At 46.3% G+C, this 13,935-nt stretch carries 13 protein-coding genes; 5 read left to right on the top strand and 8 right to left on the bottom strand.

Annotated features, from left to right (window positions below; genetic code table 11):
* The first annotated feature begins 35 nt into the window (after positions 1-35).
* The 5 genes from AC6RGY_RS11580 (at position 36) to AC6RGY_RS11560 (ending at position 3,848) form a co-directional block, all read left to right on the top strand.
* Entirely contained in the window at positions 36-596 is a 561-nt protein-coding gene (locus AC6RGY_RS11580; protein WP_499863183.1) for a hypothetical protein, read from the top strand.
* Positions 597-639: 43 nt separating this feature from the next.
* Entirely contained in the window at positions 640-1,026 is a 387-nt protein-coding gene (locus AC6RGY_RS11575) for a hypothetical protein (RefSeq protein ID WP_499863182.1), read from the top strand.
* A 116-nt stretch (positions 1,027-1,142) separates the two neighbouring features.
* A complete protein-coding gene (locus tag AC6RGY_RS11570; RefSeq protein WP_499863181.1) occupies positions 1,143-2,525 on the top strand; it encodes a hypothetical protein in 1,383 nt (460 codons plus the stop codon).
* A complete protein-coding gene (locus tag AC6RGY_RS11565; RefSeq protein ID WP_499863180.1) occupies positions 2,522-2,869 on the top strand; it encodes a hypothetical protein in 348 nt (115 codons plus the stop codon). Before AC6RGY_RS11570 ends, AC6RGY_RS11565 begins: the two co-directional genes overlap by 4 nt.
* 190 nt (positions 2,870-3,059) lie before the next feature.
* Positions 3,060-3,848, top strand: coding sequence for a PHP domain-containing protein (locus tag AC6RGY_RS11560; protein WP_499863179.1), 789 nt, complete (start codon positions 3,060-3,062; stop codon positions 3,846-3,848).
* A 4-nt stretch (positions 3,849-3,852) separates the two neighbouring features.
* Here the strand turns inward: AC6RGY_RS11560 and AC6RGY_RS11555 are convergent, their stop codons facing one another.
* From AC6RGY_RS11555 to AC6RGY_RS11520, 8 genes are all read right to left on the bottom strand, one after another.
* Entirely contained in the window at positions 3,853-5,916 is a 2,064-nt protein-coding gene (locus tag AC6RGY_RS11555) for a DUF7948 domain-containing protein (protein WP_499863178.1), read from the bottom strand.
* 333 nt (positions 5,917-6,249) lie between these two features.
* Positions 6,250-8,364 (bottom strand): SBBP repeat-containing protein, encoded by a 2,115-nt coding sequence (locus AC6RGY_RS11550; protein ID WP_499863177.1) that lies wholly within the window; start codon positions 8,362-8,364, stop codon positions 6,250-6,252.
* A gap of 159 nt (positions 8,365-8,523) precedes the next feature.
* Positions 8,524-9,246, bottom strand: coding sequence for a DUF2071 domain-containing protein (locus tag AC6RGY_RS11545; RefSeq protein WP_499863176.1), 723 nt, complete (start codon positions 9,244-9,246; stop codon positions 8,524-8,526).
* The gene (locus tag AC6RGY_RS11540; RefSeq protein ID WP_499863175.1) at positions 9,243-9,722 is read right to left on the bottom strand and encodes a hypothetical protein; all 480 of its coding nucleotides are present in this window, start codon (positions 9,720-9,722) and stop codon (positions 9,243-9,245) included. The genes AC6RGY_RS11545 and AC6RGY_RS11540 overlap by 4 nt, the downstream gene beginning before the upstream one ends.
* Positions 9,719-10,111, bottom strand: coding sequence for a DoxX-like family protein (locus AC6RGY_RS11535; RefSeq protein WP_499863174.1), 393 nt, complete (start codon positions 10,109-10,111; stop codon positions 9,719-9,721). Before AC6RGY_RS11535 ends, AC6RGY_RS11540 begins: the two co-directional genes overlap by 4 nt.
* 227 nt (positions 10,112-10,338) lie before the next feature.
* Positions 10,339-11,562 (bottom strand): mechanosensitive ion channel family protein, encoded by a 1,224-nt coding sequence (locus AC6RGY_RS11530; RefSeq protein ID WP_499863173.1) that lies wholly within the window; start codon positions 11,560-11,562, stop codon positions 10,339-10,341.
* Positions 11,532-12,305, bottom strand: a complete 774-nt coding sequence (locus AC6RGY_RS11525; RefSeq protein WP_499863172.1) for an NRDE family protein — start codon at positions 12,303-12,305, stop codon at positions 11,532-11,534. The genes AC6RGY_RS11530 and AC6RGY_RS11525 overlap by 31 nt, the downstream gene beginning before the upstream one ends.
* 213 nt (positions 12,306-12,518) lie before the next feature.
* The gene (locus tag AC6RGY_RS11520; protein WP_499863171.1) at positions 12,519-13,799 is read right to left on the bottom strand and encodes a BaiN/RdsA family NAD(P)/FAD-dependent oxidoreductase; all 1,281 of its coding nucleotides are present in this window, start codon (positions 13,797-13,799) and stop codon (positions 12,519-12,521) included.
* Positions 13,800-13,935: the final 136 nt, after the last annotated feature.

Genomic DNA, 13,935 nt, shown 5'->3' with positions numbered 1-13,935 from the left:
TCGATACAGACTTTGAACAAAGGCAGTTGATATCTGTGATCAAGAGTTGGATCAAAAGTAAAGATGTAGCGGCTACGCAAGCAGGCGTTGCCGCTCTTCTCTTTCTGCTCATCCCTTTTTTCAATCTATTTCTTCCGCACCCCAATTACTGGGCATCCATCTTACATGGGGTCGCCGCCACTCTCACCTTGTTTTTCGCTTCTCGTGTTGCACACCTGGCCTTTCCGCTCCTACGAAAAAACAAGGCCACTCCCACCATCCTATTTCGCTACCTTGGATGGTTAACCAGTCTCATATTGCTCTCGATCATCTTTGGCAATTGGCTTTATATCGCTTATCGCGGACCCGATGGATTGCAAGAATGGCTCCTCTATCATCAACCTTCCATGCATTTAATCGTGATGGAGTACAAGGAATTCGTCTCGCTTTTCCCTCTCCCTCTGTCCGTCGCTTCCTTATGGATCGTGGGCCGATACAAAGAGTCCCTTCCCACTCGTCCCGATATTGCCACGATTGTCGCTATCCTCATCACATTTTTGTGGATCAGCCTCTTGATCAGTTTCATTCTCGGTATTGGGTTAGTCAAAATGCGATAGTGATACCCATAATAAAACCCTCCCTAGGAAAGGAAGACAACCTATGAATGAGCCATCCACTGAACCATCTACACGAGCTACAGGAGAGATTACAGCAGTACTCGCTTCCGTCTGGATTGGACTCGCCATGCTCATTGCTAGCCACTGGTGGAGTGTTAACGATCCCCTTCAGGCCAATCAGATCTTGTACCGACTCGGCTCTTGGATGCCTGGTTGGCAAGGAATTGGCCCCTTTGCGGGAAAAGAAACGATCGGGCTCATCGCTTGGCTCTCCAGTTGGTTTCTCTTGCATTTCTTATTGCGAAAAAAAGAGATTTCTCCTAAGAAAGCAGGGACCACTTTCTCCCTATTGCTTTTTACTTTGTTTATCTTCAGCTGGCCCCCTTTTTATCATGCCATTCTGGGCTGGTTGCCGCTCATGCCAGGCTAAATCTTGATCATCAATCACCTCTTGATAATGAGGTAAAAGTAAAAAAATCGCTCCCTTAAATGAAAGAGAAGACGGTTATTTCATATGCAGTTTTCATGAAAAGGAAGGATGCTATTATGAAAAATTGGTTGCGCAACTATCGACTACTCACTCTCACCCTCATGGCCCTCCTGCTCATGGGATCTTCTTTCTTTTGGTCAACCATTCCAACGGAAGGGCTACTGGATGCAACCTCTTCTTCCGCTCCCCTCTCTCGCTTTGCTTATCTTCCTAATCAAGAAAAAGAGTGGGATCTCGACAGATTGAGAGAGGCGAACGCATTCGATTTTTATGCTTCGATTCCAGGAAAGCACCTTTCTCCATCCAAGCAACCTGCCTCCTATTTTTATCCGATCTATGATCCATCGATGAAAATCCAAGACTTCTCCAATCTTTTCTCCTATTTACCCGATGCTTCTTTACCAGACATGGGGAAAACGGCTTACGCAATTGAATACGGGCAATCTCACTATTTTTTTCTCAATGCTTCTCAGCTCCAGCAAGAGCAAGAGAAGCAAGTAACCTGGCTAAACCAATCTATCCCTTCCGATTCAGAGCAGACACACATCGCTCTTCTTCATCGCCTTCCCGATCAAGAAGAGATTTGGACCACACTATATGAGGCCAATCTTCATCTCATATTAACTGAGGAGAAGGCTTATCTCGCCTCACATGCCGTATCCACACCACCACGTGGGCTTTCTTCCTCTTCCCATCCACAATGGAAAGAGTGGAAGATTCCGCAAGGAGCCTTCCTGCTATTAGAAAATACGAAAACGGGGCTGCAATTGCGCACGGTCACTCCAGCAGGTACCACGCTGGACGAGGGTTTACTCGTCCCCTCTCCACTTCATCAGGAGGCAAAGCCACGCGAAAACCTCATCTCCCTTCAATCACAATGGCGCTACCATGGAGGGGACAAAATCCAATCCACGATACCTGCAGGAATGGACCCTTCTGGAGAGAAGCCCCCACCTGAACAAGTATCCTTACCTGCAAATGACTGGCGCAGTCATTCATTTAACGATAAAGATTGGATAGAAGGACGCGGGGTTTTTGGTTACACCACCCACGAGAATTTCCAATCGCTGATCAACACTTCTCTCACTCCGGATAGAGAATCGCCAACGACCTATTTTCGGCATACATTTACACTCTCCAGTGATCCCACCACCTTTGAGGATCTCCTCCTTCATCTCACCTATGAAGATGGCATTGTCGTCTATCTCAATGGGCAGGAGATTTACCGCAATGGTATTCGCACCGGTTGGCTCTCATCGCAATCGCTAGCCCATCCCAATGAAGCCACTCTTTATCAGGAGATCCGCATACCGAACGGGGCAACGAGACTACAAAAAGGGGAAAACGTCTTGGCAGTCGAGGTTCACCGTAGCCATCCCAAAGCACCCAACCTATTATTCGATCTTTCTTTACTGTCGGAAGGAGGGAGTTCTTCTTGAAACTTCGTCAAATTGGGATAACGTTTGCTTATTTGCTCGTGGTTTGCTTGCTAAGTGCCTGCTCTTCTTCGGACTCCCCTACACTGCAAGCGAGTGTGAGTGCAACCAACCAACACCTCATGATTACCAATGGGGATGCAGATGTTTGGCGAGAGGTAACCATCACCCTAAGCGATGACTTCACCTACCAGACCGATATTTTTCCACGGGGGAAATCGAGCATCCCTTTTCGCTTTTTTACCAATGAACAGGGGGAAAGTTATCAGCCTCGTTCCTTCCAACCTCCCACTCTCTCGATTGAGGCACAGACAGGAAAAGGCGAAGTTGCTCATTTTCGCTGGTAAGAGAGGGCGAGGATTCTAAATATATTCAGCTAGTTTCAGTATGAGATGAGATCTCGAGGAATCTGATCAAGGACAGTGGATTGAAAATAGAAAGAACTTAACAGACAAAGTTGAGGCGTCACTTTTTCTGGACTTATTCGATAAAATAGAAGGAAGATCGTATTCCTCGTGAAAAGGAGTGTGCCCTACCATGAATATTATCCATAACCTACCCCTCGGAAGCTTTGATTTACACCTACACACCACGGCTTCCGATGGCCATTACTCCCCGACGGAAGTGGTTCAAAAAGCGAAAGCCGCCGGATTGTCCACCATCGCTATCACAGACCACGATACATTAGCCGGTGTGGATGAAGCGATCGCCGCCGGAAATAAGCTGGGGATCACCGTCATCCCCGGGGTTGAGATCTCCACTCGCTGGCGCGGACGCAACATTGATATTTTAGGCTATAGCATAGAGCATCCCAAGGAACTACACCAACGCTTAGCAACGTTTCGTGATTTTAGAGAGAAAAGGGCGGAACATATCCTAGAGAAGCTGGCTTCCTTAGAGATGCCCCTTTCCTTAGAAGAAGTGAAAGTTTACTGCGGAGATGGCTTAATCGCACGTCCTCATATTGCTCAGGCGATGGTGGCAAAGGGATATGTTTCTTCCATGCAGGTAGCCTTTGACCATTACCTGGGAGATGGAAACCCAGCCGATGTAGAAAAGAAAGAGCTCTCCGTCCCTCAAGGTATTCAATATATTCACGATACCGGTGGGCTGGCTGTCTTGGCGCATCCCGTATATATTCAGAGCCTGTCACTCGTAGATGAGCTTCTGCGTGAAGGATTTGATGGAATCGAAGTTTGGCATCGCAACCACCGCACGGAGGATAGTCGACATTTTCGACGCTTGGCAAAGAAACATGAACTGGTTATCACCGGAGGGTCAGATTTCCATCATGACGCGCATAGCATCGGCTCCTTTGTTCCGTAATGTGTCATCCTTCTTCATTGAAACTACTTCTTCCGCGTGGCCCTCGTGCTCCTCGTGGACCGCGCGGACCCATCGCTCCAGTCGGTCCAGTTGGCCCGGTTGGTCCGGGAGAAAAAGTCCCTATTTTTAATACAAAAGCATCCGCAAACTGACTGGTCATCTCTGTCTGGAATGCCCCAGGTGTTGTTGGAAAATCTGTGGATAGAGTAAAACCAACGACATAAGTCTGCTGTTTTGCATCAACGGCAATATCGATTCCGAAGTCGTTTTCACATCCTCCAAAATAGCTGGAAAAGGCAAGACCCGTACCCGAAAAATGAAGTTGCGTGATAAACGGATCTGCGGACCCACGCAATCGATCTTGGAACGCATCCGATGTTATGGGGAAGTTCATGGAGCGAGTCGTGCCAGTCACCCATGCTTGGTCAAAGCGATCAACCGCCACACTAGATCCCAAGTCGTCTCCACTGCCCCCGAGGTAGGTTGAATAGATCAGTCTCGTTCCGCTCTTGTTAAATTTGGAAACATATGCGTCATTTATTCCTTGTAACAGAGTTTGAAAGGCACCATTGGTCGTAGGAAAATTGGTAGAGGAAGTCGATCCAATCACATAGACCTGTTCTCCTCCACCCAATGCAACGGCACTCGCATCTTCAGCCCCGCTTCCCCCAAGAAGAGTGGAAAACACAAGATTAGAACCTGCTTGATTCATCTCCGTTACAAAGACCGCCTGATCTTTTGCTTGCGTCTGGAAGGCACCGGAAGTCACAGGGAAATCAGTAGAGCGTGTGAATCCGACTACATAAGCATTCCCATCACGATTAACAGTAATGGCTTCTCCCCCATCGTCTCCCGTCCCCGACAAGAAAGTAGAGTAAACCAGCGAAGTGCCCGTTGGATTTAGTTTGGAGATATATGCGGCTCCTCCGCTTCCCGGAATTTGGGTCTGAAAAGCTCCCGAGGTAACGGGGAAGTTGGGGGATGTGGCTATTCCCGTAACATATGCTTGATTCTCTTGATCTACAGCTACACTTTCAGCAGAATCTGGAAACTCTCCTCCTAAAAAAGTAGAATAGAGAAGAGAGGTTCCCGTCGTATTTAATCGGGTCACAAAGGCACTTGTAAAACCGCCAATCTTGGTTTGAAATGCCCCTGAGGTCACAGGAAAATTGAAAGAGTCTGTAATTCCTGTAACAAATGCTTGCTTCATCTGATTTACTGCAATTCCACGCCCCGTCGCCTCACAATCCCCTCCCAAATAAGTGGAATAGACAAGAGAGCTCCCCGTAGCATTAAATTTGCTCACAAAACCACTACACACTCCTGGATTCATCGATTGAAATGCCCCTGATGTAACGGGGAAGTCATTAGAGACAGTAACCCCTGTCACATAGGCCGCTCCCTCATCGTCCACCGCAATTCCCATGCCACCACTTTGTAAATCTGAACCATCAAATCCACTTCCCCCAAGAAGGGTCGAGTAGAAGACAACCGGATCGATGACAAGTGGGCGTTGGCGGTCATACCCACTTACCTCATAGCCGATATGTCCTTGTTCATCCAGTATGAAAGAAGTTTCTACCTCCACCTTCATTCCATTTATCCATTGATAACTAACCGGCTTCTCTTCTTTTATAACCAGTGAGGGAGAATAGACGAAGAGATTCCCATCCGCATCGATAGAAACCTCCCTCGCCCCCTCATATACGAATTGAACCTGTTCTAGTTGACCTCCTGGCCAAACGATAAGATCATACTTTAGCTGATTTTCTTGTCGATAAAAGGCCATATCCATCTTCGGGAGTATCTCGCTATACACCAGAAACGGGAGCTTTTCATCGCTTTGTTGATAGCGGTGCCAGTTCACATGTGGGTTTGTATTCTTCATGTACCAGCGCAAGAGTGAGAACTTTTCTTTGCTGTCTTTTCTGCTTATCAACGAACTTCCCATAAGGATTTCTCTCGATCGAAAACAAACCTCCACATCTTGAAACAAGGTCGTATAAGAGTGGGACTCATTCCACTGTTTCTGCTTGGTGATCCATTGCTCCTTCGATGCTCTTTTCACCTTCACTTTCAACTCCTTTCCTCTTTTCTTTGCCTAGACTAAAAAGCACGTGGTCGTTTTATCGTGCACCACCAGACTCCTTTCACGTTTAGCGCCATCGTTTTAGGAAGTTTTCATTATCCTGTTCACCATTCGTCTTTTACCATCGCTAGCGACAGGAGAGGGACCCCATTTTTATAACCATTACCGCAACAGTACACAAGGTCATATAACGAGGAGTACCCTCTTCCCACCTACCAACGATTGAATTGATCTGCTTCTATCCTTACCAACAATCCTCTCCTATGCTTCACCCGACTCCATCGATCAGATAACGTCTCTGTACGCTATCCCTTAGCCGCCAATTTCTCCACCCATGCCGCGGGGACCTCTTGCACCACGGGGACCTCGCGGACCTCGTGGACCTGTCGGACCCGTTGGTCCTGTTGGACCCGGAATGGCAAGTGGCCCCAACTTGATTGCAAAGGCATCCTCCACTCCACCATAAAGGGTTTGCTGAGCTGCAGACGTCGTTGGAAAATCGGTTGACTGCGTCTGCCCAGTTACATAGATATTGGTAGAAGAATCGACCGCAATTCCTTCTCCTTGATCATTGCCGGATCCACCTAGATAGGAGGAAAAGGAGATTCCCGTGCCGGCAAAACTAAGTTGGGTAATAAACGCATCGGATGGTCCACGTAAACGTACTTGGAACGCATCGGATGTGAGGGGATAATCCGTTGATTGCGTACTGCCTGTAATGGAAGCATTGCCAAATTGGTCGACAGCAAGGTCCTCCGCTTCATCATCACCAGAACCGCCCATAAATGTCGAGTAACTAAGAGCTGATCCTGCTCCATTTAACTTGGTGACAAATGCGTCCTTCCCTGCCCCCTTACTTCCTTGAAATGCACCTCCAGTCGTAGGGAAATTCGTTGAATTGGTAAATCCGCCAATATACGCATTCCCTGCAACATCCACTCCAATGCCTTCTCCCTGCTCTTCTCCGCTTCCACCAAGGTAGGTCGAATAGATTAATCCTGTTCCGTCCGGATTTAGTTTGGTCACAAAGGCATCCGACGGACCTCCCTGATAAGAACCTTGAAAAGCAAAGAACGTTGTCGGAAAGTCAACTGAATCGGTAAAGCCAGTTACATACGCATTATTATCCGAATCAATGGCAATGGCTTCGGCTTCTTGAGAGGAAGTTCCCCCAAGGTAGGTAGCGTAGACAAGGGAACTTGCCTGTGCATTCAGTTTGGCGACAAATGCATCCAACGTTCCACTTAATACCGATTGAAAGGAACCAGAGGTAACAGGGAAATTGGTTGAATTAGTAAATCCAGTCACATACGCCTGATCCAAATCATCCACAACAACCCCTTGCCCTTCATCGCTTCCACTCCCTCCGAGAAAAGTAGAGTAGAGTAGTGAGGTTCCAGTCGGGTTCAACTTAGTGACCATTGCATCTACCGCTCCTTGCAAGCTCGTTTGGAGAACCCCCATCGTTATCGGGTAATTAGAAGAGGTTGTCATCCCAGTAATATAGGCATTTCCTGTAAGATCAACCGCAATCCCTTCTCCTTCATCGTCCCCACTTCCTCCAAGATAGGTGGAGTAAAGGAGCGTTGTTCCAGAGGAATTATATTTCGTGACAAAAACATCGCGCGTTCCTTGAAAGGTTGATTGAAATGCACCTGCTGTGATGGGGAAGTTCGTCGACATGGTTTCACCCGTTACATAAGCCTCGCCCGAGGAGTTAACGGCAACAGAAGCCCCCTCGTCCTCTCCGCTTCCGCCAAGAAAGGTCGAATAAAATACGACAGGATCAATCACTAAAGGAAGGGTTGCATCATAATCCCCTTCCAGTTCAAAGCCGATGCGGTTTTTCCTTTGCACATAGTTGGTCGGAATGGTTACTAGTTTTCCATCGGTAAACTGGTAGCTGACAGGTTTTTGATCACTCCATGTCCCCTTTTTCGTCTGCAGGTTCAAATCACCATTTTGATCTATAAAAAGCTGCTCCATTCCTTCAAATGAGAACCACACGTTTTGCAAATCAGCACCTGGATGAAGAATGAGATCATATTTTAGCCGTTTCTCTTTTCCGTAGAAGACGAGGTCAACCGAGGGCCAAATGTTTTCATAAACCAATTCTTGATACGCCCAAACCCTTCTCTCTCCATCGTTTCCTTTCTTCATTACCCTCACCGGCCGACGCCCTCGTACTTGGTCAAACTTCACCTGTTCAAGGAATAGGGAGATACTCTCTTCTTGAAATGGATCGTCTCTTGTAAACACAACTTTGTGACGATACATAAAGAGGGTATATCCTTCCCCCTTCCCAAGAAAAAGCGCATTCTCTTGGGAATCTGCCGGTGCAAAAATCAACTTATTTTCTCCGCTTAGTTCCTTCGCCCCACTACGATCAAGAGGTTGTTCCGTCATCCGTCTTTGTTTTCTATCCATATCCTCACACCCTTTCATTATTTCTAAAGTACGCACTAGGTGCAGGAATGGTATCCGCGAACAGGTCGTCCATATTCTATTTCTTTAACTTATACGTTTGTTCCAATAAAAAAGCGATCCTTCGTGGACCGCTTTTTGTCTCTTTCTCAATTTCTATGATTATAAAGCGAACTCTTCTCCTTTTTCCCAACGATAAGGAATACGGTCCACCGCAATCGCCAGTTCCAGCTGTGCCTTTCCTTCCGTCAATGCATCCAGATAGCTCCATTCGTCACGCTCCACCTTAATCGCTCGCTCTTTCCATTTCCTTTCATCACGCGTTACCTGAACGCGATTGACTCTTCTCTTAAGCGGTTGGTACGACAGCCCATATGGCTCATAGCGCAACATCTCCATCGCCTCTTCTGTAGAGGAAAACAGGGAGTTTTCCGGTCTCTTTCCCTCTTGATTCAGGCGAAGCGAAAGATCCGCCTCCCCCTTTCCATCAGAAGAATGTGTAATGAGCATCCTCTTCTGATCTCCAGATTCCTGCCACTTCATATTCGCGTGATGAAAGTGAAAGTCCGTCATCCAATTTCCTGCCAAGCTCATCATACGGCTATTGGCATCACTGCGGAGGAAATAGAGCCCCGCTCCTTCTTTCCATGTGACATACACCCGGTAAGCAATATGATGATACCCTACTCCCATCCATCCAGGAAAAGGGGCCGGTCGCATTCCTTTCAGTCGCGAGACGACGATTCCAATGATCGCTTCTCCTCCATAGGTTAATAAGTGAAAGCAGTCGGGTACATGAGGGCGAATAAACTCAGGTGGGCAACGATACATCAACAAATAACATTCCTCTAACGTTCCCAGCATGGTGAGCGGATTTTTCTTCATAGTAAAACCTCCTTAAAGCAGTAAAAGAAGAGTGCACCTGATCCATTGAGTAAAACCATCCAGAGGGAAAAGGATACTTTTGGCGGTACTCTTTTCAGAGCGAAGCGCTTCATCACTTGCCTCGCCATAACCACATTGGAAAGAAGAATCATGCCTATATTCCACCACATGATCCACCCCCCAGTTAGCGCAAACACCATGATAAGCAGATTGCTTAATGAAGCAAACATTAATACAGCAATACCATAGGACATCGTCGCCAAACTAGCATCCAATAGAAAAGGGAAAGAAAGCTTCTGACGTTGAAGCACCCAACTCCCTCCTAGAAATACAAGCCATCCTCCTCCTGCTGAATAGATCAACCACTGTGCTCCTGTATCTATTTTCCACAAAGGGAATACCAGACTTAAACTCCCTCCATAAATGGCGGAGCCTCCTACAGCAATCAAGATAAATAACAACCAACGACGCATCATTTCTCTTCCTCCCTAAGCTGTCTCCCTATGATCCATGAACAGGCAATCAAGCCGGCATTTTTCGTAATGGCTCCAAAAGGATGGGTCAATAAAGAAGGCTCAAACCAAGGCAGAACCAAGGAAAAGAAGAGTAACATTCCCAAAGAAACCCTAGCAGCCCAGCGTATTCGATATCCAGACAAAATCCAACACCCAAGAACGATTTCACATCCACCGAGAAAGGGGAGAAAAGTAGATGCTTCCCACCATGCAAGTCCCGTCTGGTTCACCAACTGAATCTCTTCCGTAGATGGAAAAAGTATTTTAGGGACTAACCCTTCCCAAATCCATACAAAGGAAAGAGCGACCCGGGCCACTGTATGAGCTGTCCATCGGCCACCAAGCGTCATAACGATCACTTCCTCTATGTAAATGATACACAAAAATATGCTCTGAAAGGAATATTTCTATTATATCAGACCCTGTCAGGTGATAGATTTGAGGTTCTCCCCATCGATTGCCAGGTTCAACTCCATATTAAAAAACCCTCATCTACCAATAAGGATGAGGGTCGTAAGGATCTTAAGTACTCAAACCAAAAGCGTGAGAAAGTCGTGCAGTCTAGTCTCGCTCCTGATCATTTCTTCTCCGAAGAGCTCCGTTCCGTTGCTATCAAGTGCTGAATCTTCTTGTCCATACTACGAATATGCAAATCGCGCTGAGGAAAGGGAATTTCAATGTTGTGCTCAACCAGAAGGCGATGGATACGAAAATAGAAGTCACTTCGGACTTGAACCAAGTAAGTCGGGTCATTAATCCATACAAACAACTCGAAATCAAGCGACGAGGCTCCAAAGCCAATGAAATTCACAAAAGGAGCCGGGTTCGTTAAAACCACCGCATTCTTCTTCTTTTCTTCCTCAACCGATTGCTCCAATATTTTCTTAACCAAGGGTACATTTGACCCATATGCTACCCCAACCGGAATAACGACTCGTAAACGTGGATCGTCGTACGAGCGATTAACCACTTGCTCTTCTAAGAAATAAGAGTTAGGCATAATAATGCGTTCATTGTCCAATGTTTTAATAATCGTCGCTCGCATATTGATCTTTTCTACATCTCCAACTACATCTTGTATCTTCACGCGATCTCCCACTTTAATGGGCCGTTCAAACAACAAGATCAAACCCGAAATAAAGTTGGACATGATGTTTTGCATACCAAAGCCCAGACCTACACCCAAAAAACCAGCAAAAACCGTAAGCGCACTTAAATCGATTCCCAAAGTAGTCAAACTGACGAAGGCCGCCGCCACCATAGCTATATAATAAAAGACACGATCAAAGGAGAAGCGAATTCCTCGATCCAAATGATACCGTTGATAAATAGAAGGCAATAAATAATGGATAATCATTTTTGCTACTCGGTGCGTAAAGAGGATAATCAGTGCAACGATCATCAACAGAAACAAGGAAATTTCAACACCACTCAAAGAAAACATTTCAGCAAAGACCCATTTTGAATCTGCAAAATAAACCAGTGCAAAGATGAGAGTTCCATATGTTGTAACACCATTAACCATTGACTGAAAAAAAGGTTTTAAAAGTGGATGAGAATCTTGCTTTTCACTCTCCATTCGATCAATCATCGCACTAAGAGAACTACGTATGCCAAGAATAATCACGAGAAACAACAGAAACCAAGCGATATCTATCCAAAAACCCATGTTCCAGAGCTTATCCATACCATTTTTAAACCAGTCCATTCGAGTATAAACCGCTCCTTTCGGATGACAATGGCCATATAGTCGATTGTCATCATTAACTTTTACTCCATGGATGACGTAAGCCACATCCACTCGCTCACTTCTGCCTGAACCTCTCCCTCAACAAAGGTACGTTCCAGCAGACTCACGCGCTCCTCTTCCAGCCATATCAGCGATGAGGAGCGTGTCCCATAGCCAGGAATTTGAATGAAGAGCGGGGAAAGCTTTTCTTCTATCTCTGCTCCTACTCCTGTATCTGGTAGACTCTCTTTCGGAGCCGGTTCTGCCGAGCGTAATACGTGAAAGAAAGGTTCGACGTCAGGTGCTGTCTCATCCATGGTTTGAATGCATGACTCTAGCTCCCTTTTCCCCTTCTCTACTTTAGGCCAGGGTGTATTGAGAAAGGCATTGCTAACCCCGTGGATTCCCTTCTCCACTTCTTGTATGACTCCTTCTCGGTTATTAAAATGCCAGAGTGATTCACGATCTCCCACTAACAAGTTATATCCTTGATACTTCTCTTTGCGTAACGCCACTTCTGCTAAATACTCTTGCGGGGATAAATCGCTTCTCAAAAAATCCGAAACCAGCTCTCCACGCGAGCGTTTTCCTCCCTCCTGTTGCGGATCACGAAAGTTGGTCACAGCCGCAAATTTGCCTCGGCGGTTCACTCCCATCCATGTTCCTTTACTCACCCCATCGCGCCCAGCTAAAATTGGAGCATCTGGCCAGAAATGAGCTTTCTCTGTAGGACGATCAATAAACTCATCACGGTTAGCCGCCACGATAAGAGGATAGCGAGGATGAACTTTATAAGCGAATAGAATAATACACATTTTCCCGGCTCCTCTATTGGTATATACTGCTCTTCCGTTCAGACGTTCTAGCAGTCGATCGTTACATTCATAGCTGTATCATTCTTTGATCCTTGTCTTTGACTCAAGGCCCACCCCCACACGCCACCAGCTAGCATGGGAGCATCTGGTTCTTTCATAGCGTGGTTGATGGGCGCATCTCCCTTCGCTCCATGATCCACGACTCAGAATCTCTCAAGGAGAAACCGAGGAAGATAAGTTATCGGCCGCATGCTTTCCTGCAGAAAATCCTGTAGCAAAAGCCGCCGTGATATTGTATCCACCTGTATATCCATGGATATCCAAAATTTCACCACAAAAATAAAGCCCCTGCATAAATTTAGATTGAAGGGTCCCCGGATGAACTTCTTTCAAATGGATTCCGCCTCCCGTAATAAATGCTTTGTCCAGGGGCAGTGTTCCATTAATGTCGATGGGAAAAGATTTAACCAGCTGACAAAAAGTACTCCACTTCTTTTTTGACAGATTATCAAATACCAATCCACCATCCAACTCCGCTCTCTCCAACAATATTTGAAGACCGCGTTCGGGCAATAATGGCTTTAGTACATTGCGAATCGCTTTCTTGGGTTCTTTAGAAAGACGTGACCACCACTCCTGTTGCACTCTTTCTAGCGATAAGTTCGGAACCCAGTCTAATGTAAGCCGCACTTTCTCCAAATCAAACTTTTTCTGTGCTTTTACAACAAATTGACTGCAACGCAGCGCGATAGGACCCGACAAGCCAAAATGGGTAAAGATCATGTCCCCACGATGGGTGACCAGCTTTTTCCCTTTTGGATTCCAAACGCTCAGCTCAACACCCCGTAAAGAAAGACCTTGCAGTTGTTTCTCTTGAATAAAGGGCTCGTCCGAAGTTAAAGGAACCTCTGTCGGATATAACTCGGTAATGGTATGGCCTGCAGCCTGCGCCCATGCGTATCCATCACCGGTCGAACCCGTCTTGGGCACCGACTTTCCACCTACTGCCACAATGACAGCTTCCGCCATTATTTTCTTTCCATCTTGTCGCTCGATTCCAATCACTCGCTGATCTGCAGCATATAATAACTGTTTGACAGGCGTATTTAACTGAAATTGCACACCTGCCTTCTTCAGTTTTTCAATGAGGGCATCTACGACCGACTGTGCTTTGTCACTAATGGGAAACATCCGCCCTTCATCTTCTTCCTTTAGCGCAACTCCTAGCTCTTCAAAAAAAGAGATAATATCTTCATTATTAAAGTTGGAAAAGGCACTATGCAAAAATCGTCCGTTCCCTGGTATATAGCGAATCAGTTCATCAAGTGGCTTGCGGTTGGTCACATTGCAGCGACCCCCTCCTGAAATCGCCAGTTTCCTGCCTAGTTTTTCTCCTTTTTCGATGAGTAGGACACGGGCTCCATGCTGACTTGCAGCTGCCGCTGCCATCAGTCCCGCTGGTCCTCCTCCTACGACAATCACTTGTTCCTTCATCTACCGTATCTCCTTGACTTGTTGTCTACCTATATTCGTCTATCCTATCTCTCTTTATACCTTATATACTTTGATGGAAAATGACTTTGCCACTCACTTCTCTTTGTCTGGTTTACACTACTATTCTCTGCCCTTT

The sequence above is a fragment of the Mechercharimyces mesophilus genome (assembly GCF_059818345.1).
Note: the sequence above shows the minus strand (reverse complement) of the source record. Positions and strands in the feature narration are given on the sequence as shown.